At 73.9% G+C, this 22,711-nt stretch carries 19 protein-coding genes; 11 read left to right on the top strand and 8 right to left on the bottom strand.

The features are described 5' to 3' along the window. The first annotated feature begins 52 nt into the window (after positions 1 to 52). Entirely contained in the window at positions 53 to 1,399 is a 1,347-nt protein-coding gene (locus OG534_RS21015; RefSeq protein WP_326589763.1) for a ricin-type beta-trefoil lectin domain protein, read from the top strand. 141 nt (positions 1,400 to 1,540) lie between these two features. Here OG534_RS21015 and OG534_RS21010 read toward each other — a convergent pair whose 3' ends face one another. After that, entirely contained in the window at positions 1,541 to 2,095 is a 555-nt protein-coding gene (locus OG534_RS21010) for a DUF3995 domain-containing protein (protein WP_326589761.1), read from the bottom strand. 212 nt (positions 2,096 to 2,307) lie between these two features. On the opposite strand from OG534_RS21010, the gene OG534_RS21005 reads away from it, so the two are divergent. Beyond that, positions 2,308 to 3,567 (top strand): MFS transporter, encoded by a 1,260-nt coding sequence (locus OG534_RS21005; RefSeq protein WP_326589759.1) that lies wholly within the window; start codon positions 2,308 to 2,310, stop codon positions 3,565 to 3,567. A gap of 4 nt (positions 3,568 to 3,571) precedes the next feature. Here OG534_RS21005 and OG534_RS21000 read toward each other — a convergent pair whose 3' ends face one another. Next, entirely contained in the window at positions 3,572 to 4,804 is a 1,233-nt protein-coding gene (locus OG534_RS21000) for an amidohydrolase family protein (RefSeq protein WP_326589757.1), read from the bottom strand. 132 nt (positions 4,805 to 4,936) lie between these two features. On the opposite strand from OG534_RS21000, the gene OG534_RS20995 reads away from it, so the two are divergent. The 4 genes from OG534_RS20995 (at position 4,937) to OG534_RS20980 (ending at position 10,435) form a co-directional block, all read left to right on the top strand. Next, complete coding sequence (locus OG534_RS20995; RefSeq protein ID WP_326589756.1) at positions 4,937 to 8,149, top strand: AfsR/SARP family transcriptional regulator; 3,213 nt, start codon at positions 4,937 to 4,939, stop codon at positions 8,147 to 8,149. 171 nt (positions 8,150 to 8,320) lie between these two features. Beyond that, positions 8,321 to 8,509 carry a hypothetical protein gene (locus OG534_RS20990; RefSeq protein WP_326589755.1) on the top strand — a complete coding sequence of 63 codons (189 nt, stop codon included), beginning with the start codon at positions 8,321 to 8,323 and terminating at the stop codon, positions 8,507 to 8,509. 182 nt (positions 8,510 to 8,691) lie between these two features. Next, positions 8,692 to 9,429, top strand: coding sequence for a class I SAM-dependent methyltransferase (locus OG534_RS20985; RefSeq protein WP_326589754.1), 738 nt, complete (start codon positions 8,692 to 8,694; stop codon positions 9,427 to 9,429). A 145-nt stretch (positions 9,430 to 9,574) separates the two neighbouring features. Beyond that, entirely contained in the window at positions 9,575 to 10,435 is an 861-nt protein-coding gene (locus OG534_RS20980; protein WP_326589751.1) for an LppU/SCO3897 family protein, read from the top strand. A 148-nt stretch (positions 10,436 to 10,583) separates the two neighbouring features. On the opposite strand, the gene OG534_RS20975 is transcribed toward OG534_RS20980, so the two are convergent. Continuing rightward, positions 10,584 to 12,299: a fatty acid--CoA ligase family protein gene (locus tag OG534_RS20975; RefSeq protein WP_326589749.1), complete on the bottom strand. Its 1,716-nt coding sequence runs from the start codon at positions 12,297 to 12,299 to the stop codon at positions 10,584 to 10,586. A gap of 97 nt (positions 12,300 to 12,396) precedes the next feature. On the opposite strand from OG534_RS20975, the gene OG534_RS20970 reads away from it, so the two are divergent. From OG534_RS20970 to OG534_RS20955, 4 genes are all read left to right on the top strand, one after another. After that, positions 12,397 to 13,548, top strand: coding sequence for a lipid-transfer protein (locus OG534_RS20970; RefSeq protein WP_326589747.1), 1,152 nt, complete (start codon positions 12,397 to 12,399; stop codon positions 13,546 to 13,548). A 110-nt stretch (positions 13,549 to 13,658) separates the two neighbouring features. Beyond that, positions 13,659 to 14,084 (top strand): Zn-ribbon domain-containing OB-fold protein, encoded by a 426-nt coding sequence (locus OG534_RS20965; protein ID WP_326593731.1) that lies wholly within the window; start codon positions 13,659 to 13,661, stop codon positions 14,082 to 14,084. Continuing rightward, positions 14,081 to 14,857: an enoyl-CoA hydratase/isomerase family protein gene (locus OG534_RS20960; RefSeq protein ID WP_326589746.1), complete on the top strand. Its 777-nt coding sequence runs from the start codon at positions 14,081 to 14,083 to the stop codon at positions 14,855 to 14,857. The genes OG534_RS20965 and OG534_RS20960 overlap by 4 nt, the downstream gene beginning before the upstream one ends. Positions 14,858 to 15,014: 157 nt before the next feature. Next, positions 15,015 to 15,566 carry a hypothetical protein gene (locus tag OG534_RS20955; protein ID WP_326589745.1) on the top strand — a complete coding sequence of 184 codons (552 nt, stop codon included), beginning with the start codon at positions 15,015 to 15,017 and terminating at the stop codon, positions 15,564 to 15,566. 140 nt (positions 15,567 to 15,706) lie between these two features. On the opposite strand, the gene OG534_RS20950 is transcribed toward OG534_RS20955, so the two are convergent. The 3 genes from OG534_RS20950 to OG534_RS20940 form a co-directional block, all read right to left on the bottom strand. After that, a complete protein-coding gene (locus OG534_RS20950) occupies positions 15,707 to 16,204 on the bottom strand; it encodes a peptidylprolyl isomerase (protein ID WP_326589743.1) in 498 nt (165 codons plus the stop codon). 68 nt (positions 16,205 to 16,272) lie between these two features. Next, the gene (locus tag OG534_RS20945; RefSeq protein WP_442807114.1) at positions 16,273 to 18,687 is read right to left on the bottom strand and encodes a serine/threonine-protein kinase; all 2,415 of its coding nucleotides are present in this window, start codon (positions 18,685 to 18,687) and stop codon (positions 16,273 to 16,275) included. 368 nt (positions 18,688 to 19,055) lie between these two features. Beyond that, on the bottom strand, positions 19,056 to 19,850 hold the full coding sequence (locus OG534_RS20940) for a VOC family protein (protein ID WP_326589740.1): 795 nt from the start codon (positions 19,848 to 19,850) through the stop codon (positions 19,056 to 19,058). A gap of 273 nt (positions 19,851 to 20,123) precedes the next feature. Here OG534_RS20940 and OG534_RS20935 point away from each other — a divergent pair, with 273 nt between their 5' ends. Then, positions 20,124 to 20,771 carry a TetR family transcriptional regulator gene (locus OG534_RS20935; protein WP_326589739.1) on the top strand — a complete coding sequence of 216 codons (648 nt, stop codon included), beginning with the start codon at positions 20,124 to 20,126 and terminating at the stop codon, positions 20,769 to 20,771. Positions 20,772 to 20,852: 81 nt separating this feature from the next. Here OG534_RS20935 and OG534_RS20930 read toward each other — a convergent pair whose 3' ends face one another. Together OG534_RS20930 and OG534_RS20925 are read right to left on the bottom strand one after the other, a co-directional pair. Continuing rightward, positions 20,853 to 21,338, bottom strand: coding sequence for a nitroreductase family deazaflavin-dependent oxidoreductase (locus OG534_RS20930; RefSeq protein ID WP_326589737.1), 486 nt, complete (start codon positions 21,336 to 21,338; stop codon positions 20,853 to 20,855). Then, entirely contained in the window at positions 21,338 to 22,657 is a 1,320-nt protein-coding gene (locus OG534_RS20925) for an acyl-CoA dehydrogenase family protein (RefSeq protein WP_326589735.1), read from the bottom strand. Before OG534_RS20925 ends, OG534_RS20930 begins: the two co-directional genes overlap by 1 nt. Between the last annotated feature and the right edge of the window lie 54 nt (positions 22,658 to 22,711).

Genomic DNA, 22,711 nt, shown 5'->3' with positions numbered 1-22,711 from the left:
GCTTCGATTTCCGCACCCGTGCCACCGCACGACCGGCGGGAGGCGAATTCCGATGAGAGGCAACGAGCACGTGCGACTGACAGGCAAGCACCGGATATCCCTGGTTGCCGTGGCGGCCGCGGCCGCGATCGTGGGAAGTCTGCAGCTCCCCTCCACCGCGTTCGGCACCGAGGACACCGGGGACACCGCCCCTCCGACCGCCGCGGCACCCGACTCCCCCGCCGAGGGGCCCGACTCCCACACGGAGGACTCCGCCACCTACGGCAGCGACAGCACGCCCTTCAAGGACGGCGTCATGTCGCTCGGCGCGGAGCCTTCCCGGACCGCCGCGCGCGCGGCCGCGGCCGCCGCGGCCGCGCCGCCCCAGGGCGAGGGGTGGAAGCTGAGCGGTGCGACCAAGTGGCTGCAGACCGGCTACACGATCAAGTTCTACGACCAGAAGTCCGCGGACTGGCTGGCCCCGTACGTCCAGGCCTCCGCCGCCGACCTGCGACGCATCACGAACCTGCCGGTCACCGTCGACACCAAGCCGGTCGGCTGGGACTACACACGGCCCAAGGGCGAGGTGATCGTCGGCGTCCTGCATCGCCCCTGCCTGCCGCCCGCCGGGGAAGGCAGCATGGGCAGCACCGGCTGGAAGGTGGTCCACGACGGGTCGGGCAGCGCGAACCTCAGCTGCGGGTTCACCAACTCCTCCGTGGCGGAGACCGTGACCAGCGGCCACGCCTACATCGACAGCGAGTTCTTCACCTCGGCGGGCAAGCCGACCGCCGCCATGGGCGAGACGTACATGCGCAACCACATCAGCCACGAGCTCGGGCACACGCTGGGCCTGACACACGCCAACCGCAGCCTGAACAAGAGCGACTGCGTGAAGGGGACGGACTCCGGCCAGTTCCCCGTCATGTGCTCGCCCGCGTACGCCTACCAGGACAAGCGCGCCGGCACCTACGTCCAGCAGTTCGACGTCCAGGGCCTGCGCCGCCTCGCGGCCGGTGCCGGAGCCGCGCTCTCCCCGCAGGGCCGGGTGACCGGAATCGGCGCCAAGTGCCTGGACGCCAAGGGCGGCAAGGCGGCCAACGGCACGCAGATCCAGCTCTACACGTGCAACGGCTCCGCGGCCCAGTCGTGGATCCTGGGCAAGGACGGCACGTTCCGCGCGTTCGGCAAGTGCCTGGACAACGCGCGCAACGCGAGCACCAACGGCAACAAGATCAGCCTCCACGACTGCAACGGCTCGGCCGCACAGCGCTGGTCCGTCAACGCCAAGGGCCAGATCGTCCACGTGGCGTCGGGCAAGGTCCTCGACGTGGCGGGCGGCGCGACCGCCAACGGCACCGTGGTCCAGCTCTACACGGCGAACACGAACAAGCGCCAGGTCTGGGCCACCCCGAAGTAGCCCCACGCCCCACCCCCACCACCGGCGCACCCGGGACGGGCCGCTCCCACGCCTCCGCGGGAGCGGCCCGCCCGTCGGTCGCCGGCCGGTCCCTCGTTCACCGGCGCCTCGTCGACCGCGATCAGCCACCATCAGCCGCGTTCAGCGGCGGGCGGACCGCAGCCGCTGCCAGGCCGCGATGCCGAGCGTGATCCCCCAGAGCAGGAAGAGGCTGTACCAGAAGAGCCCCCAGGCGGCCTGCGGGTGCGCGTCCTTGGCGGCGAAGGCCGGGGACGAGACGACCCGTTCGGCGGCGAGCAGGTACTGCATCGCGAAGTACGTGAAGCCCCACAGCGTCATGCCGATCGCGGCGATCCCCGCCGGTACGGCGATCAGGCCGGCCGGGACGCGACGGCCCCACGGGCGGACCAGCGCCAGGGAGAGCACCGCGCCGCACACCGCCACCGCGCCCATCACCCAGTAGCCGATCAACGCCTCCGTGTTGCCCTGCGGGGCGGTCGCGAAGTCACCGGGGAACATGGCCGCCACCCCGGCGCCCCACCAGAAATGCGGGGCCGCGTAGCCCAGGGCGGCGGCCGCGGCCGTGTAGCCGGGCCAGGTGCGCCGCCGGGTGTGCGGCGTGGCCGGGGCCGCGGTCCCGGTGGCGGTCTCGGTCGGACTTCCGGTCGGGGTCTCGGTACCGGTCACGGGCGCCATGACGTTCTCCTGAGTGCTCGGTTCGGTGTGGCGGTCCCGGCTTCCCCCCGCCTGCTCCCAGCCTCACGGAACCGGCACCCGCGCGGATCCGGCGGCAGCACGAACCGCCCTCCCCCGCCCGGGGGAGCCTCCCCTCCCGCGGGTCGGAGCCAGGCGTGTCCTAGGGCGAAAGCCCGATCCCCCCACCCCTCCTTAGAACGCAAGCTGGCCCGATGACCGGTTGGGGAACGGGACGGGTCCTGCGGGACCGCGATGCGGGGCTCTATCTGTCCGGGGTGGTGGTCTCCGGCTTCGGCACGACCGCCATGTGGCTGGTCGCCGGGGTCTGGGTGAAGTCGCTGACCGGCTCCGACAGCCTCGCGGCGCTGACCGTGTTCGCGCTGTGGGCGCCCGTCCTGGCCGGGCCCGCGCTGGGGGCACTCGCCGACCGGCTGCCCCGGCGACCGCTGCTGGTCGGCGTCGGCCTCCTGATGGCCGGGCTGCTGCCCGTCCTGCTCCTGCTCGACTCCGCGGACCGGGTGTGGCTGCTGTTCGCCGTCCTCCTCGTGTACGGGATCTGCGGCGCCCTCCACGACGCGGCGGAGGCGGCCCTGGTGCCGCAGGTCGTCGACGGCCGGCTCCTGGGGGACTTCAACGGGCTGCGGCTGACGGCCAACGAGAGCATGAAGCTGCTCGCGCCGCCGGTGGGCGCGGCCCTGTTCGTCCGGTTCGGCGGGGCGTCGGTGGCTCTGCTCGACGCGGTGACGTTCGCGCTGGCGGCGGTGATCTTCGCCCGGCTGCGGGTCCGCGAGGAGCCACCGGGGCGGGCGGCCGCGGGCACGGCCGCGGGCACGGGCGGCTTCGCGTCGGTGCGGGAGGGGGCGCGGCAGCTGTGGGACTCACCCGTGCTGCGGCCGCTGGTGTCGGCCGGCGCCGCGGTGATGTTCCTCGCCGGGCTGAACGGCGCGGTGATCTACGCGGTCGCCGACGCCGTGCTGGGGCACGCGCCCACCTACGTGGGGGTCCTGTACGCGGTACAGGGCGCGGGTTCGGTCCTCAGCGGACTGGCGGCGGGGCCGCTGCTGCGGCGGATGCCGGAGCGGGTGTTCGCGGGCGCGGGCACGGCCCTGTTCGCGCTGGGGGTGGCGGGCCGGGCGCTGCCGTACGACGCGGTGGCGCTGGTGTGCAGCGCGGTGATCGGGGCGGGGCTGCCGTGCGTGCTGATCGCCGCGCTGACCGCGGTGCAGCGCGAGGTCCCGAACGCGGTCCTCGGCCGCGCCGCCGCCACGGCCAACACCCTGGTCTTCGTACCGAACGCGCTCGCCCTGGCGCTGGGTGCCGGCCTGGTGGCCTTCGTGGACGTACGGGTGCTGCTGCCGGCCCTCACGGTCGCGGGCCTGGCCATCGCGCTGCTGCTCGCAGCGGCGCCACCGCACGGCGGGGGCGACCGTAGCCACGGCCCGCCGCCCCCACCTCACCGGGCACACCCCTAGGAGCTCACGCCCCCGCCCCCGGACCCGCCCACAACCCCTCCCCCGTAAGCCCCAGCAACTCGATCGCGTTCCCTCGCACGATGCGGTCCACGACGTCCGGCGCCAGGTGGCCCATCTGGGCCTCGCCGACCTCGCGGGACTTCGGCCAGGTCGAGTCCGAGTGGGGGTAGTCCGTCTCGTAGAGGACGTTGGCGACGCCGATCGAGTCGAGGTTCTTCAGACCGAAGGCGTCGTCGAAGAAGCAGCCGAAGACGTGTTCCGCGAAGAGCTCCGACGGCGGGCGCAGCACCTTGTCGGCGACCCCGCCCCAGCCGCGGTTCTCCTCCCAGACCACGTTCGCGCGCTCGAGGATGTACGGGATCCAGCCGATCTGGCCCTCCGCGTACATGATCTTCAGGTTGGGGAAGCGCTCGAACTTGCCGCTCATCAGCCAGTCGACCATCGAGAAGCAGCAGTTGGCGAAGGTGATGGTGGAGCCGACCGCCGGCGGGGCGTCCGCCGAGGTGGACGGCATGCGGGAGGACGAGCCGATGTGCATGGCGATGACCGTGCCGGTCTCGTTGCACGCCTCCAGGAAGGGGTCCCAGTCGTCCGTGTGGATGGAGGGCAGGCCCAGGTGCGGCGGTATCTCCGAGAAGGCGACCGCGCGCACGCCGCGCGCCGCGTTGCGGCGGACCTCCGCGGCGGCCAGGCGGGCGTCCCAGAGCGGGATCAGCGTGAGGGGGATCAGCCGGCCGCGGGCGTCCGGGCCGCACCACTCCTCGACCATCCAGTCGTTGTAGGCCCGTACGCCGAGCAGTCCCAGCTCACGGTCCTTGGCCTCGGTGAAGGTCTGGCCGCAGAAGCGGGGGAAGGTCGGGAAGCACAGGGCCGACTGGACGTGGTTGACGTCCATGTCCGCGAGCCTCTCGGGAACCGAGAAGGACCCCGGGCGCATCTGCTCGTAGGTGATGACTTCCAGTTTGATCTCGTCGCGGTCGTACCCGACGGCAGTGTCGAGGCGGGTGAGCGGCCGGTGCAGGTCCTCGTACACCCACCAGTCGCCGATCGGGCCGTCGTCGCCCTTCGCGCCCATGACGGGAGCGAACTTGCCGCCGAGGAAGGTCATTTCCTTCAACGGGGCGCGGACGACGCGGGGGCCGATGTCCTGGTACTTGGACGGGAGCCGGTCCCGCCAGACGTGGGGGGGCTCAACCGTGTGGTCGTCCACCGAGATGATCTTCGGGAAGGTCTCCATGGCTCATACGGTAGCGCTGATCTGACGAACCGTCAGCTAGTTGGACCGTGATCGGCCATGGACGGGCTGACGTGTACGCGCAAGACAGGGCAGACTGACCCTTACACCGAACGGAAGGCAGGGGGACGACAGATGGACGGCGTACCGGCCATCCCGAGCCCGCGGAAACACCCCGGGGCCCCGACGGCTGCCGCCGCACCCGGAACCGGCCCGGGGACGGCCCGCGCACCCGGGGCAGGCCCGTCGGGAGCCGGCACCACCCCACGCCGCGCCGGGGGAACCGGAACCACCACCGGGCCCGGAACCGGAACCGCTACCGGAACCACCGCCGGAACCGGAACCAGCGCCGCGGCCCCCACCAACGCCAGCACCCCCACCACCGCGGCCCCCTCCAACGCCAGCACCCCCACCCCCACCAGCACCCCCGCCCCCACCCCCGGCGAATCCCGCTTCGCCGTCCTCGGCCCCGTCCGCGCCTGGCGCGGCGCCGAGGCCCTGCCCTCCGGCACCCCCCAGCAGCGCGCCCTGCTCGCCGTCCTCCTGCTGCGCGACGGCCGCACCGCCACCGCGCCCGAGCTCATCGACGCCATCTGGGGCGAGGACCCGCCGCAGCAGGCCCTCGCCACCATCCGGACGTACGCCTCCCGCCTGCGCAAGGTCGTCGCCCCCGGGCTGCTCGTCACCGAGTCCGGCGGCTACGCCATCCGGCTGCGCTCCGCCGCCACCCTCGACCTCGGCGTCGCCCGCAGCCTCACCGCCGACGCCGACGCGGCGCGCGCCGCCGGTGACCGCTCCCTCGCCCGCACGCTCCTGGCCCGCGCCCTCGACCTGTGGGAGGGCGAGCCGCTCGCCGGAGTCCCCGGCCCGGCGGCCTCGACCGAGCGCACCCGGCTCGCCGAATGGCGCCTCCAGCTGCTGGAGACCCGCCTCGACCTCGACCTGGAGGTCGGCCACCACGCCGAGGCCGTCTCCGAACTCACCGCCCTCACCGCCGCCCACCCGCTGCGCGAACGCCTGCGCGAGCTGCTCATGCTCGCCCTCTACCGCAGCGGCCGGCAGGCCGAGGCCCTCGCCGTCTACGCCGACACCCGCCGCCTCCTCGCCGACGAGCTCGGCGTCGACCCGCGCCCCGAGCTCGCCGCACTCCAGCAGCGCATCCTGAACGCCGACGCCGACCTCGCCCGCGCGGAGGACCCCGCCCCGGCGGCCGCCACCGTTCACGTAAGGCCCGCCCAATTGCCCGCGACCGTCCCCGACTTCACGGGCCGCTCCAGCTTCGTCGGCGAGCTCGGCGCCATCCTGTCCGGCGGCGCCCAGGACCAGGTCATGGCCGTCTCCGCGCTCGCCGGGATCGGCGGCGTCGGCAAGACCACCCTCGCCGTGCACGTCGCCCACGCCGCCCGCCCGCACTTCCCCGACGGCCAGCTCTACGTCGACCTCCAGGGCACCGAGGCCCGCCCCGCCGAACCGGAGGCCGTCCTCGGCTCCTTCCTGCGCGCGCTGGGCACACCCGACACCGCCATCCCCGACTCCCCCGCCGACCGGGCCGCGCTCTACCGCTCCACCCTCGACGGCCGCCGCGTCCTGGTCCTCCTCGACAACGCCCGCGACGCCGCCCAGGTCCGCCCGCTGCTGCCGGGCACCGCCGGCTGCGCCGCCCTCGTCACCAGCCGGGTCCGCATGGCGGGCCTCGCCGGGGCCCATCTCGTCGACCTCGACGTGATGAGCCCCGAGGAGGCCCTCCAGCTCTTCACCCGGATCGTCGGCGAGGAGCGCGTGCGCGCCGAGCGCCAGGCCGCCCTCGACGTCGTCGGCGCCTGCGGCTTCCTGCCGCTCGCCATCCGCATCGCCGCCTCCCGCCTCGCCGCCCGCCGCACCTGGACCGTCTCCGTCCTCGCCGCCAAGCTCGCCGACGAGCGCCGCCGCCTCGACGAGCTCCAGGCCGGCGACCTCGCCGTCAAAGCCACCTTCGAGCTCGGGTACGGCCAGCTCGAAGCCGCCCAGCAGCGCGCCTTCCGCCTCCTCGGGCTCGCCGACGGCCCCGACATCTCGCTGTCCGCGGCCGCCGCCTTGCTCGACCTGCCCGAGTACGACACCGAGGACCTCCTCGAAGCCTTAGTCGACTGCTCCCTCCTCGAATCCGCCGCCCCCGGCCGCTACCGCTTCCACGACCTCGTACGCCTCTACGCGCGTGCCTGCGCCGAGCGCGACGAGCAGCCGCCGAGCGGGCGCGAAGCAGCCCTGGACCGGCTGCTGGACTTCTACCTGGCCACCGCATCGGGGGTCTACGCCCTGGAGCGCCCCGGCGACCGGCTGCCCGCGCACCTGTCCGACACCCACTACCCCGGGCTGGTCTTCGCCGAGCCGCGCGCCGCACTGGACTGGCTGTACGCGGAGGCCGGCCCGCTGCTGGCCTGCGTACGGCAGGCTGCCGCACGGGGCGGCGAGACGCTGGTCCTGCGCCGGGCCGTGGACCTGCTGTGGGCGGCGAAGGACCTGGCCGAGTCGGGGGCCAACTCCAAGCAGTACGAGTCCGCCGCCGTCGCCCTGCGCGACGCCGCCCAGGCCGCCAAGGACCCGTACGCCGAGGGCCGCGCCCGCACCACCCTCACCAACGTCCACCTCGTCGCGGGCCGCTTCACCGCCGCCGACGACGAGGCCCGCCAGGCCACCGCGCTCGCCCGCGAGGCCGGCGACCCGCTGCCCAGCTGCTGGGCGCCCAACGACCGCGGGATCATCGCCCTCTACGAGGGCCGGTACGCGGACGGCGAGTGCTACCTGCTGGAGGCCATCGAGAACTTCCGCGCCGACGCCAACAACGTCGGCGAGGCCAGCGCCCTGTGCAACCTCTCCCGCATCCACGTGGAACTGGGCCGCCTCACCAGCGCCATAGACCTCGCCCAGCAGGGCATCGCCATCTACGACCGGATGGGCCTGACCCTGCGCCTGGCCAACGGCCGCTACGCGCTGGGCATCGCCCTGACCCAGGCGGGCCGGCTCGGCGAGGCCCTGGCGCAGCTCACCGAGGCGCTGTCCCTCTTCCACGAGAACCGGCAGCCGCTGTGGGAGGGCGTGACCCACTTCCGGCTCGCCGAGGCCCACCTGGCCGCGCGCCGGCCCACCCTGGCCGCCTCGCACGCCGAACAGGCCATCGCGCTGCGCGGCATCGGCGGGGAGTGGCGCCGGGCGACGGTGCTGACGGTGCTGGGCAAGGCACTGCGCCGGCTGGGGCAGACCGACCGGGCGCGGGCGTGCTGGCGGGACGCGGAGACCGTCTTCAAGCAGCTGGGGTCGGCCGAACTGGCCGAGGTGCAGGCCCTGCTCGCCTCGGAGATCGCGGCCTGACCTGCGGTGACAGCCGATGAACGCGGCGTTCATCGTTCGTTTATCGCCTCGCGGCACGATAAGGACATCGACCCGGAGCTTCGGGGGAGCCCGGGCCGGTTGGAGGACCACCCGTTCGGCGGTCATCGGGGGAATCGCCGAACGGGCCCTACCCATCCATCAGGAGAATCGATGACGACGAACGAGAACATCCTGCCGAACGACGGTGGCCTCAAGCCGCTCGACAACCATGCCTCGGGCGTCGAGATCGAGACTCTGGACAACCACGCGTCGGGCATCGAGATCAAGCCGACCGACGAGCCCGCTGCCGGCGAGGAGATCCAGACGCTGGACAACCACGCGTCCGGCCCGCGCCCGTAGAACACACACCGCACGCGCAGCACGCGGTACGCAGGACGCACCACGCACGGGGGACCAACGGGGGAACGACGTACGGGGGATCAACGGGGGAACGGCGGTCGCGGTGGCCCGGAGGGGGAGCCACCGCGACCGCCGCATGTGCGCGTCCGGACGGATCGCCCGCCCCGGCATAGGCTGACGGCGTGTTCTCCTCCCACGGACCGAGCGTCCGCGAACTGGCCGTGCAGGGTCTCTCCTCGATCGAGCGGGGCTACGACCTGCTCGCGCCGAAGTTCGACCACACGCCCTTCCGCACCCCGGACCGGATGCTCGACGCGGTCGAGGAGACCCTCGCCCAGCACGAGGGCACCTTCGGCGCCGGGCTGGACGTCTGCTGCGGCACCGGCGCCGCGATCGGCATGCTGCGCCGGCTGTGCCGGGAGCGGGTGACCGGAGTGGACCTCAGCGCGGGCATGCTCGCCGAGGCCGAGCGCACGCAGGCGCCGCTCGACGGCACGCCTGCGGTGGACTTCGTACGGGCCGACGCGCGGGCCCTGCCGGCCGGCCTCGGGAACTCCTACGACCTGGCGGTCAGCTTCGGGGCCTTCGGGCACTTCCTCCCCTCCGAGCGGCCCGCCCTCTTCTCCGGAGTCCACGCGGCGCTGCGCGAGGGCGGGGTCTTCGCCTTCCCGATCGGCGCCCCGATCCCGCCCACCTCCCCGGTGTGGTGGGCGGTGACGGGCTTCGACGCGGTGATGCGGGTGCGCAACGCGGTGTGGCGGCCGCCGTTCGTCATGTACTACCGGACCTTCCCGCTGAGCGGGGTGCGCACCGACCTGCGGGCGGCCGGCTTCACGGTCGAGACCGTGCCGCTGGAGCAGTTCGGGCGGCAGCCCGGGGGCGCTCCGCGCTGGCGGCTGGTCCTGGCCCGCCGCTCCTAGGACGGCGGTTTCCGGAGGGAGCGGGTCGGGCGGCTTGGCGGAATGTCTGCGTCAGCACCGGCGCGCAGGGGACACTTCGTGAGGGTTCGTCAGCCAGCGTCCGCACCACCCTCACCCTTCGGAGCAGCCGGTGACGTCGCAGGAAATGCCCTTAACGATCACCCCTCAGCAGGCCGCGCACGGGGTGATCCTCCCCGTGCAGCTCCCGTCCGGCCAGGCCCGCCTGCGCATCCCGTCCTGCCGCGACGGCGATCTCGTCCGCGCCCGCGTCGGCACCCAGGAGCTGCTGCTGCGCATCCACGTGTCCGGGGCGGGAGCGGGGGCGGGGGCGGGAACCGCAGGCGCGGCCGGGGCGGGCGTCGCGGGGGCCGGAGCGGGAGCCGGGGCCGGGGCCGGGGCCGCCGGTGCGCCCACCGTCGGAGCCGCGTTCGCGACCTCCAGCTGGGCCGCGGCCCAGCCGCAGCCCGCACCGGCCCCCCGGACAGGGGGCCGCGGGTGCCTCGTGGCACTCCTCGTCGCTGCGGTGCTCGTCATCGGCTTCTTCGTGCTGAGCGGCGGGGACGGGAGCGACGACGACAAGGCCTCCGCCCCCTCCTCCCCGACGCCGACCTGGTCCTCCACCTGGTCACCCACGCCCACGCCCTCGGACCCTCCGTCGGCGCCGGACCCCACCGACGCCCCGGCCGCCGCGCCCACCGGCTACAGCGCCGAGCCCAGCCCGGAGCCCAGTGCCGAACCCAGCCCGTTCGACCGGGGCACCTGCCTCAACGGGCAGCTGCCCGACTCGACGACCCCGCAGAGCGTCAGCGGCGTCGAGGAGGTGCCCTGCTCGGCGTCCGACGCGCACTACAGGGTGATCGAGAGCATCCCCGGCACCTCGGACATGGACCGCTGCGACGCCAACCCCAAGACCCAGTACGCCTTCTCCTACCGCTACATGCGCGGCGCCATCGTCCTCAACCAGTACGTGTACTGCCTCGTCGGCCTCGGCTCGTACGCCCGCTGAGCCCACCCGCGGATGCGTGATCGGCCTGCACGGTGGTGTGGGGATCCCGTACTCCTGACCGGGCAGCTGCACGACGCCCGGGGGGCGACGGCCCAGGACCGTGTCTGGCGGCACATGCGGCGGTCGGCCCGCCCTCGCTCGTCCGGGTTCAGCAGCGGGCGCGGAGTTCGCGTTTGAGGATCTTGCCGCTCGCGTTGCGCGGGAGTTCGGTGACGAACTCCACCGCGCGCGGCACCTTGTAGTTGGCCATCTCCCGGCGGGACCAGGCGATCAGGTCGTCGGCGGTGAGCGTGGAGCCGGGGCGGCGGACGGCGTAGGCCTTGCCGACCTCGCCGAGGCGGGGGTCCGGGACGCCGACCACCGCCACGTCCGCGATGTCCGGGTGCAGGCCGAGGAGTTGCTCGATCTCGGCGGGGTAGGCGTTGAAGCCGCCGACGATGAACATGTCCTTGATCCGGTCGGTGATGCGCAGGTTCCCCCGTTCGTCGAGGAACCCCACGTCGCCGGTGTGCAGCAGGCCCTCCGCCGTGATCGCCTTCGCGGTCTCGCCGGGGTCCTCGAAGTAGCCCTGCATGACGTGGTGGCCGCGGACCACGATCTCGCCCGCCCGCCCGGCCGGCTGCGGGCGCCCGTCCGCGTCCACGATCATCACCTCCGTGTCCGGGATGGCCCGCCCCGAGGTCTCGGAGATGATCTCCGCGGGGTCGCCCTGCCGGCACATCGTGACGATGCCACTGGCCTCGGAGAGCCCGTACGCGGTGAGGACGGTGGCGATGTTCAGTTCGCCCCGCAGCCGCTCGACGAGCCGGAGCGGGACCACGGCCGCGCCCGTGACGACCAGGCGCAGGGCCGAGAGGTCGTGGTGGTCGCGCTGGGGGTGGTCGAGGAGTGACTGGTGGAGGGTGGGCGGCCCGGGGAGGACCGAGATCCGCTCGGCGGCGACGTTGGCGAGGACGGTGTCCACGTTGAACACGGACTGCGGGACCATCGTGGCCCCGCGCATCAGGCAGGCGATGATCCCGGCCTTGTAGCCGAAGGTGTGGAAGAAGGGGTTCACGATCAGGTAGCGGTCGCCCTCGCGGAGTCCGGCGAGCTCGCTCCACACGTCGTAGCAGCGCAGGGACTGGGCGTGGGTGATGACGGCGCCCTTGGGGCTGCCGGTGGTGCCGGAGGTGAAGATGATGTCGGAGGGCGCCTCGGAGCGAATCGTTTCCGCGCGCTCGCGCACCGCCGCGGCCGGTACGGAGTCCCCGCCCGCCAGGAAGTCCTTCCAGGTGCGGAAGGACTCGGGGGCGTCCTCGGCGAGGACGACGACCTGCTCCAGGTGCGGCAGCCCGGGCAGGGGCCCGCGGCCCGGCCCGGCCCCCCCTTCGGCCACAACTCCGTCGACCACCGTCCCGTCCGCCCCCGATCCGGACGACCCGGCCCCGCCGGCGGCGCGGCGCAGGGAGGCGACGTAGGAGGTACCGAGGAAGGTGCCGGTGACGAAGAGCAGCCGGGCGCCGCTGCGCTCCAGGACGTACGCCGCCTCCGCGCCCTTGAAACGGGTGTTGAGGGGGACGAGCACCCCGCCCGCCGAGACGGCCCCGAGCGCGGAGACGATCCACTCCAGGGTGTTGGGGGCCCAGACGGCGACCCGGTCGCCGGGCTCGACCCCGGCGGCGATGCAGGCGGCCGCGGCGCGCTCGACGCGCTCGCCGAGCTGCGCGTAACTGACCCGGACGCGACCGTCGACGACGGCCTCGCGGTCGGCGTACCGTGCCGCTGCGGACCGGACGAGCCCCGCGATGCTGCCCCATCGCAGGTCTCCGCGCACGTCCTCGCGTACGTCCCGGCGTGTCTCGTCGCGCCCGTCGTCGCCCATGCGTGTCACCCTCCCGCGAAACCAGTAGCTGACTGTTCGTCAGATTAGCTGTAGCCTTCGCGGCTGTCAGCACTGGCGACGCACCCCGGAGGTGGCGATGGCGGCAACGCTCAAGGACGCTACGGCGATAGTCGGCATCGGCCAGACGCCCTTCGCGAAACAACTGCCCCAGTCCGAGAAGGAACTGGCCTGCCGGGCGATCCTGGCCGCCCTCGCCGACGCCGGCATCGACCCTGGCGAGGTCGACGCCTTCGCCTCCTACACCATGGAGGAGACCGACGAGGTCGAGGTCGCCAAGGCCATCGGCGCCGGCGACATCACCTTCTTCTCCAAGATCGGCTACGGCGGCGGCGGTTCCTGCGCCACCGTCGGCCACCTCGCGTCCGCCGTCGCCGCCGGCCAGGCCACCGTCGGCGTCGCCTGGCGTTCCCGCAAGCGCGGCTCGGGCCCGCGCCCCTGGAAGAACACCGCCGTCCAGCTGCCCACGCCCGCCCAGTGGACCCGCCCCTTCGGCCTGTTGCGCCCGGCCGACGAGATCGGCATGCTGGCCCGCCGCTACATGCACGAGTACGGCGCCACCCGCGACCACCTCTTCAACGTGGCCATGGCCTGCCGCAACCGGGCCAACGCCAACCCGGCCGCGATGATGTACGAGCGGCCGCTGACCCGCGAGATGTACATGACCTCCCGCATGATCAGCGACCCGCTCTGCCTCTTCGACAACTGCCTGGAGACCGACGGCGCGCTGGCCTGCGTCATCGTCTCCGCCGAGCGCGCCCGGGACTGCCGCCAGAGACCCGTCTACGTGCACTCCGTCGCCCAGGGCCTGCCCGCCCAGCACCACGGCATGGTCAACTACTGGAACGACGACCCGCTGTCGGGACCCGCCTGGACCGCCGCCCGCCACCTCTGGAAGCAGGCCGACTTCGGGCCGCAGGACGTGGACGTCGCCCAGATCTACGACGCCTTCACCCCGCTGATCCCGCTCTCGCTGGAGGGCTACGGCTTCTGCGGACGCGGCGAGGGCGCCGCCTTCACCGAAGGCGGGGCCCTGGAGATGGGCGGCCGGCTCCCCATCAACACCGGGGGCGGGGGCCTGTCCGAGGCGTACGTGCACGGCTTCAACCTGATCAACGAGGGCGTCAAGCAGCTGCGCGGCATCTCCACCGCCCAGGTGCCGGACGCCGCGACCTGCCTGGTGACGGCGGGCGAGGGTGTCCCGACGTCCGCGATCCTGCTGAGGAGCTGAGCCGACCGATGACCACCGCCGCATCCCCTTCCGCATCCGCATCCGCCACGCCTGCCTCTGCACCCGCCCCCGCAGCCGCCCCCGCCCCCGCAGCCCCGCCCGCGGACGTCCTGCTCCTGCCGGTCCCCGACGAGGACGGCGCCCCCTTCTGGGAGTACGCCGCCCGCGGCGAACTGCGCGTCCAGGCCTGCGCCGCCTGCGGCAGACTCCGCTTCCCGCCCCGCCCCTGCTGCCCGCACTGCCGGTCCTTCGACAGCGAGTGGCGCCTGATGAGCGGCCGCGGCCGCATCTGGTCGTACGTCCGGCCGCACCCCCCGCTGCTGCCCGCGTACGCCGCGCAGGCCCCGTACAACGTGATCCTCGTGGAGCTCGCCGACGCCCCGCACATCCGGCTCGCCGGGAACCTGGTGACCTCCGCCGACGCCCCGCTCGACTCGGTGGACCCGGCCCGGCTGCGCATCGGCGCACGGGTCCAGGTGGTGTTCACCGAGACGGGCGGGATGGCCGTGCCGCGCTGGCTCCTGGAGAAGCCGTGACCGTACGGGTGGAGCGGGACAAGACGACCGGGGTCGCGGTCGTCACCCTGGACCGCGAGCGCAGGCACAACGCCATCGACCTGGACACGGCCGCCGAACTGAGCGCGGTGTGGCGGGAGTTCCGGTTCGCCGAGGACGTGCGGGCCGTGGTGCTGACGGGCGCCGGGACGGCCGCCTTCTGCACCGGCATCGACCGGGACGCGGAGGTGGCGCAGCCCGCGTCCCCGTACTCGACCGACGACCCGCTGATCGCGATCGGCCCCAAGGCGGGCGACCTGTGGAAGCCGGTCGTCGCCGCCGTCAACGGCATGGCCTGCGGCGGGGCCTTCTACCTGCTGGGCGAGTCGGAGTTCCTCATCGCGTCCTCGTCCGCGACCTTCTTCGACCCGCACACGACGTACGGGATGGTCAGCGCCTACGAGGCCGTCTACATGGCGCAGCGCATGCCCTTCGGCGAGGCCGCCCGGATGTCCCTCATGGGCACGGCCGAACGGCTCTCCGCGCGGCGGGCCCACGAGATCGGACTCGTCTCCGAACTGACCGAGCCCGCGGAACTGCTCCCGGCGGCCCTGCGTGCGGCGCAGACCCTGGCCGGCTTCCCGACCGAGGCCGTACAGGGCACCGTACGGGCCCTGTGGTCGGCGAAGCAGGCCGCGCTCCAGCAGGCGCTGGCCCAGGCCCCGGCCCTGATCCGGTTGGGGAACCTGGCGCCGGAGCGGCAGGCGGAACTGTTCACGGCGCGGCGACGGGCACCGGAGCCGCGGGTGAGGTGAGGCGCGCCCCGCCCTGGCCCGGGCCCTCCTTCGGCCCGGTGGGGGCGCGTCCCCGCGCGGGTCCGGACGGCCCGGCCCGTCCGGGGCCGGCCGGCATGCGGGGCCGGGGGGCCGGGCGTAGCGTCGGGGTCGAGACCCCTACCCCGGAGGGCCGGGCATGATCCGCAACGTACTCGGCTCGCTCATGGGTCTGATCGGAGCGACGGCCGCCGTCTGGAGCCCCTTCCGTGCCTGGTACGACGGCCGTCACGGACGCGACTACCGCATCCAGGAGCTCTTCACCGCCGCCGGGATCACCGACCAGAAGGCCGCGCTGCTGGGGTCGGTCCTGCTCCCCTTCCTCTTCGCCGCCGTCCTCACGGTGGTCGCCGTCGTGCGCCGCTCGCGGCTGCTCATGGCCCTGGCCGGGGTCATCGTCCTCGGCTTCGCCATCCTGTGGATGGTCCGCCAGGGCCAGGCCGCCGGGAGCCTCTCCGTGGGCGGCGACGGCCGGGGCCTCGGCGACGGCCTCGCCAACGCCTTCGGCGCTGGCGCCCTGATCCTCCTCGGCGCGGCCGTGATGCGGGGCCGCCCCACCCGCCGCACGCGCCCCCTCCCGCCGACCACCACCACGGACCCGGATCCGGCCCCCGCGCCGGCCCCGTACCCGTACCCGGTCACCCCGGCGGACGAGCCCTGGCCGCCCACCCAGCCCAGGAACCACCCGTAGCTCCGGACTCACCGGAAACCCGTAGCTCCGGACTCACCGGACCCGCCAGACCCTCGGCTCCACCGAACCCGCGCCGGAAATGGCGGCGGCCCCGGCCCCAGGAGGGGGCGGGGCCGACCGGCCGTGCAGGCGGGTGGTGATCAGGCGGCGTCGACGACGCCCGAGGCCGCGATCTCGACCTTGCCCTTGGGGGCGCCGGACTGGGAGCCGAGGGCCTCGATCTGGTCGACGAGCTCCTGGCCCGAGACGACCTCGCCGAAGACGACGTGCTTGCCGTCGAGCCACGAGGTGACGACGGTGGTGATGAAGAACTGCGAGCCGTTGGTGTTGCGGCCGGCGTTCGCCATCGACAGCAGGTACGGGCGGTCGTGCTTCAGCTGGAAGTTCTCGTCCTCGAACTTCTCGCCGTAGATGCTCTTGCCACCGGTGCCGTTGTGGTTGGTGAAGTCACCGCCCTGCAGCATGAACTGGGGGATGACGCGGTGGAAGCCCGAGCCGGCGTAGCCGTAGCCGTTCTGGCCGGTGGCCAGTTCACGGAAGTTGCGCGCCGTCTTCGGGACGGCCTCGTCGAAGAGGGCGAAGACGATGCGGCCGGCGGGGGCGCCGTTGATGGTGATGTCGAAGTAGACGTTGCTCATGGGGTCCATCCTGTCACTCCCGGTGCGGTGCGCTACCAGGCGGGGCCGGAGCCCCGCCTCCTGGCAGGTCAACCGCTCGTACGGGTGCCCGTGCCCTTGGCCGCGTCCAGGGCGTACACACAGCGGTCCTTGCTGCACGCGTACACCACGCCCGCCTCCGCCACCGGGGCGCCCGTGATCTCGCCGCCCGTGGCCAGCTTCCAGCGGAGCTGGCCGCCCGCCGCGTCGAGCGTGTAGAGGCAGTGGTCGGCCGAACCGAAGTGCACCCGGCCGTCCGCGACCGCCGGCAGGCCGGTGATCTCGCCGCCCGCCGCGAAGCGCCACTTCGGGGTGCCGGTGACCGCGTCGAGCGTGTAGAGCGCGCTGCCCGCGCCCAGGTGGACGTTGCCGTTCGCGACGACCACCGGGTCCGGGGACTGGCGGGCCTCCGTCGCGATCCGCCAGCGGTCCTGGCCGGTGGCCGCGTCGAGGGCGTAGACGGTGCCGAGGTAGTCGACGAGGTAGACCCCGCCGCCCGTGACGGCCGCGCCCGGCGCGAAGGCCGGAGGGGCCAGGAAGACCGCGGGGGCCTCGAAGTGCCAGCGGACCCGGCCCGATGCCCGGTCCACGGACAGGACCCGGGTGCCGGCCGCGACGTAGACGTTGCCGTCCGGGGCCGGGGTGACGCGGACGGGCACGTTCCCGCAGGAGGCCGCGTCGCCGACCGGGTAGGACCAGGACTCGCGGCCGCTGCGGGCGTCGAGCGCGCGCAGCCGCGCGTCCTGCCACACGTACACCGTGCCGTCGTGGAGGACGGGAGCCGCCTCCGGGGTCTCGAAGTCGGTCTGCGCGCCGGTCAGCTCCCACAGCTTCTGGCCGCTGGACGCCTCCCAGGCCTGTACGCCGCCCCCGCGCGCGGCGGTGACGACCGTGCCCCGCTCGGCGCGCAGCGCGTACACCCAGGCGTCGGTGGACAGCCGCCAGCGCTCGGAGCCGTCGGAGGCGTCGAGCGCGTAGAGCGAGGGGCCGTCCGAGGCGTGGATCCGGCCGTCGGCGACCGCCATGGACCAGGCGACGTCGCGGGTCTTGAACTGCCGGCGGCCGCTCGCCACGTCCAGCGCGTGGACCTCGAAGGAGGTCACGTAGAGCAGGTTGCCGGCGACGGTCGGGGTGCCCCAGACCTCGTTCGACATGCGGAACCGCCACGGGCGCCAGCGGCCGCTGTCCGGGGCCGGGGCGGGGCTCGGCACGGCCGGCGCTGCGGAGGGGGTGACCGCCGAGCCGCCCGGCGGGCGGACCCAGCCGGTCGCCGAGTCGGCGGCGGAGGCGTGCGCGGCCGGGGCCGCGGCGGTCGCGCGCGGCCCGGGACCGATCGGCACGGGCGAGCCGCCGAGGCGCACGGGCTCGCCCGAGGGCACCGGGTTCATCGGCGGGTGGTGCGGGCGCTGCGGGACGGCCTGGCCGGTGCGCGGGTCCACCCAGGCGTCGGCCCCGCGCGGGCGGCGGTGCGTGGCCTGCTCGGAGGCCGGCCCCCGGGACGCGGACGCGGCGCCGTGGCCGGCGCCATGGCCGGGGCCGGGCGCGGGCACCACGGGCGCGGCGGGCGTACGGTTCCCCGCGCGCCGGGCCTCGATCATCGCGACGGCCCGTCCGGGCAGCCACGCGGACGCGGTCCCGCTCTCGTCACCGCCCTCGAACAGGTGCGGGGCGAGCTGCGCCTGCAGGTCGGCCGGGGTCGGCCGCAGCGTGGCGTCCATCTGCATGCAGGACTCGATCAGCGGCCGCAGTTCCTCGGGGAGCCCCTCCAGGTTGGGCCCCTCGCGCAGCAGCATGAAGACCGTCTCCACCGGGTTCGCCCCGTGGTACGGCGGGTGCCCGGTGGCGGCGAAGACGAGCGTGGAGCCGAGCGAGAAGACGTCGCTGGCGCCCTTGACGCTGCGCGAGTCCTTGGCCTGCTCGGGCGACATGTAGGCGGGGGTGCCGACGGCGACGTTCGTCATGGTCAGGCGGGTGTTGGAGACCCCGCTCGCGATGCCGAAGTCGATCACGCGCGGGCCGTCCTCGACGACGAGCACGTTGGACGGCTTCAGGTCGCGGTGGACGAGGCCGGCTCCGTGGATGGACTGCAGGGCCTCGGCGATGCCGGCCGCGAGCCACCGTACGGCCTGGGCGGGCATGGGCCCGCACTCGTTGACGATCTCCTCGAGGGAGGGCGCCGGGACGTAGGCGGTGGCCAGCCACGGCACGGCGGCGCGCGGGTCGGCGTCGACCACGGCCGCGGTGTAGAAGCCGGACACGGCGCGGGCCGCCTCCACCTCGCGGGTGAAGCGCACCCGGAACAGCTGGTCCTCGGCGAGCTCGGTCCGCACCGTCTTGATCGCGACCCGCCGTCCGGACGCGGACCGCGCGAGATAGACCAGCCCCATGCCGCCGGCGCCGAGCCGTCCCAGCACCTCGAAGGGGCCGATCCGTCTCGGGTCGTGCTGCGTCAGCTGCTCCACCACTCGCCTCCACACCTCCCCGTACGGGCCCTCGCCGGACCCGCTTCCACCGGCACGGGGCCCTGGGCCCCGTGCAGCGTCTCACTCCGGGCGCCGCCCGGGTCGCGCAACCCCGATTCTGTCAGGCCCGGGCCGGGTCCGGCCCCGGCACGGCGAGCAGCCCGGTGTGATCTCTCCGGCGGCCGGGTCGGGGACGGGTCGCGGACGGGCCGGGCGCGGGGTTCGGGGACGGGCCGGGCCTGGGTTCGGGGACGGGTCGGGCGCGGGGTTCGGGGACGGGCCGGGCCTGGGTTCGGGGACGGGTCGGGCGTGGATTCGGGGACGGGTCGGGGACGGCTCGGGCGTGGGGCCGCGGGGCCGGACCGCAGGTCCTACGCGTCCGGCTTCGTCCTGGGCTCGGAGAGCAGCCCGAAGACCGCCCCCTGGTTGTCGGCGACGACCGCGATCCGTCCGTAGGGGGTGTCGAAGGGGTCGGCGGTGACCCGCCCGCCGAGCCGCTGCACCAGGGCGACGGACTGGTCGCAGTCCGGGACGGCGAAGTAGGCGAGGAAGTGCGCCGGCATGATCGCCGGGAAGGCGTCGGTGATCAGGCTGCGGCCCATGACGGCCGTCTCCGGGCCGGGCGCGCTGCCGGGCGGGGACCAGATGCGGTACTCGACGCCGGCGTCGTCCTGGTCCTGCGGGACGTAGCCGAAGACCTTCGCGTAGAAGATGTCGACGGCGTCGCGGGCGCGCGTGTACACCTCGCTCCAGCAGTACGTGTACGGCTCCTGCTGGGCATCGAACCCGTGGTGGGTGCCCGGCTGCCAGAGGCCGAAGACGGCCCCGCCGGGGTCGGCGGCCATCGCGGCGGTCCCGTACGGGCCGACCGGCATCGGGTCCATCACCATCTGGCCGCCGGCGGCGCGGATGCGCCGGGCGCAGGCGTAGGCGTCGGTGGTGTAGAGGTAGATCCCCCAGACGGTGGGCATCCGGCCGTCCGGTTTGGGCGCGAGGGCGGCGACGTTGCGGCCGCGGCTGTAGGCCTGCGTGTAGTGGCCGTACTCGGCACCCGCGCTGGTCGCGAAGGTCCACCCGAAGAGCTCGCCGTAGAAGCGCTTGCCCGCCTCGACGTCCGGAAGCGAGGCGTCCACCCAACAGGGTGCGCCTTCCGCGAATGCGGCCATGGGCCCGGTTCCTTCCGTTGTGCGGGGGTATGTACCCTCCCACCTCTCGAAGCCATGGTCCGCCCGAAAACTTGTCCACAGCCTGTTGATAAGACTATTCGGGGGAAACCTCGCGGAACGGGGCGACACTCCCCCGCCCCGGCCCGCCCCGCACCGGCCGGAAATCCGCCCCCGTAGCCGTCCGGGAACACCTCCGGCCCAGGCCAGGGACCCGGTAACCCCATTTGCAGGCGGCCGAATAGCGCGCCGATCACCCCTCGGTAAGCTGACGGCATGACAGGACAAGTACGCACCGTCGACGGGCGTGTCGCCGGCCGGCGCGGCCAGGCGACGCGGCAGAAGCTGCTCGACTGCCTCAGCGAGATGCTCAGCTCCTCGCCGTACCGCGACGTCAAGGTGATCGACGTCGCCCGCAAGGCCGGCACCTCCCCCGCGACCTTCTACCAGTACTTCCCGGACGTCGAGGGCGCCGTCCTGGAGATCGCCGAACACATGGCCACCGAGGGCGCGCAGTTGACGTCGCTCGTCGAGGGCCGGACCTGGGTCGGCAAGTCCGGTTGGGCGGCCGCCGAGGAACTCGTCGAGGGCTTCCTGGAGTTCTGGCGTCGCAACGACGCGATCCTGCGGGTCGTCGACCTCGGCGCGGCCGAGGGCGACAAGCGCTTCTACAAGATCCGCATGAAGATCCTGAACTCGGTCACCAACTCCCTCACCGAATCGATGAAGGAGCTCCAGGCCAAGGGCAAGGTCGACAAGGACGTCAGCCCTGCGGCGATGGCCGGTTCACTGGTCGCGATGCTGGCCGCGGTCGCCTCGCACCAGAAGGGCTTCCAGACCTGGGGCGTCAAGCAGGCCGAACTCCGGCCGAACCTGGCGCTGCTCGTCCACCTCGGCATCACGGGCAAGAAGCCGACGAAGTAACGGCGGACCCTGTCCAGGGTCCGCCGCCCCGGCCGGCCTCGTGCCGGGGCGCACGCCACATGCCGCGCCGCCCGCCTGAGATCAGCGACGCTCCAGGCGGAACAGCCGGATCTCGCGCTCGATGCGCGCCTGGTACGTCGCGTACGGCGGCCAGAACCTCAGCACCGCCTGCCACGCCGCCGCGCGTTCCTCCCCCGCCAGCAGCCGGGCCCGTACGGCGATGTCCCGGCCTTGCCAACTCACGTCCGCGTCCGGGTGCTTGAGCAGGTTCCCGGTCCATGCCGGGTGCCCGGGGCGGCCGAAGTTGGAGCCGATCAGGATCCAGCTCGTCCCGCCGTCCTCGGGCATGCAGGCGAGCGGGGTGGTGCGGGGTTCGCCGGACTTGGCGCCCTTGGCGGTGAGGATCACGCCCGGCAGCATCTGGGCGCTGAGCATGACCTTGCCGCGGGTGAGCTTGTGCACCGCCTTGTCCATGGCGGGGATGAAGTGCGGTGCGATCTTGGCGAAGAGCATGGTCGAGGAGACCTTCTGCATCAGCTTGACGCCGACACGGGGAGCCACAGCCATCAGACGGCCACCTTCTCTGGTGCGGGCGGGGATGCGGGCGGGGTGGTGCGCGGTCCACCGGCGGGGTCCGCGTCCTGGGCTGCGCCGTGGGCCGCGCCGTGCGCCGGAGCGGGCACCGGAACCGGACCGGAGGACCCGGCCGGGACCACGGCCGGGGCGGCGAACAGGCCCGCGCGGTCCGCGGCGTGCGCGCGCAGCCGGTGGACCGGGCCGAACAGCAGCTCGTCGGCCGCCGCCCGCTTGAAGTAGAGGTGCGCGTCGTGCTCCCAGGTGAAGCCGATGCCTCCGTGCAGCTGGATCGCCTCCCCCGCGGTCAGCCGCAGGGCCTCCAGCGCCTGGGCGAGGGCGAGGCCGCCCTGGTCCGGGTCCCAGGCGGCGTAGTAGGCCGCCGAGCGGGCCGCCTGCACCTGTACGTACAGGTCGGCGAGCCGGTGCTTGACCGCCTGGAAGGAGCCGATCGCCCGCCCGAACTGCTCGCGCTGGCGTACGTACTCCACGGTGCGGGCGAGCGCCTGGCCGGCCGCGCCGACCGCCTCGGCGGCGAGCACGGCGGAGGCGGTGCGCCCGGTGGCGGCGAGGGCCCCGAGGACGTCGGCCCCTTCGTCACCCAGCAACTCGGCGGGCACATCGCGAAGTTCGATCCTGGCCTGCGGGCGGGTCTCGTCGAGCACGGCCTGCCGGGTGCGCACGAGCCCGGGCGCGTCCTCCCGTACGAGGAACAGCAGCGTGCGGCTGCGGGCGAAGCCGCCCGTGTGCGCGGCGACCAGCAGCAGCGCGGCGCTGTGCCCGTCGAGCACCTGCGCGACCTCCCCGTACAGCCGCCAGCCGCCGCCGGACGCGTCGGCGCGGGCCTGCACCCCGCCCGCGCGGCCGCCGCCGGACCAGTGCCCGGCGGTGTCCTCGCCGGTCAGCGCGAGTGCGGTGGCCAGCGCCGGCCCGGAAACGGCGAGGGCGGCGGTCAGCCCGCCGGCGGCCAGCGGCGGGAGCAGCGCGGAGCGCTGGGTCCCGGTGCCGAGGGCCGTGATCAGGGGTACGCAGAGCGCGGCGGTCGCCAGCAGCGGCGACGGGAGCAGCACCCGGCCGGTCTCCTCGCAGGCCAGGGCCAGGTCGGCGGGGGCGCAGCCGACGCCGCCGTACTCCTCGGCGACGGCGATGCCCGGCAGGCCGAGCTGCCGGGCGAGCTGCTGCCACAGCTCGCGGTCGTGGCCGGCGGCGGTGCGGACGGCGGCCTTGACCTCGTCGGGGCCGCAGCGTTTGCCCAGGATCTCGCGCAGGGTACGCCGTATCTCGTCCTGCTCCGCGGTGAAGGCGGCATCCATCGTCGGGCTCCTCCCCGTGCCGTATCTGACGGGCCGTCATGTTAGGCCCGGCGG

This window comes from Streptomyces sp. NBC_01294 (assembly GCF_035917235.1).
Lineage (GTDB): Bacteria > Actinomycetota > Actinomycetes > Streptomycetales > Streptomycetaceae > Streptomyces > Streptomyces caledonius.
This window is presented reverse-complemented; position numbering and strand designations above follow the sequence as displayed.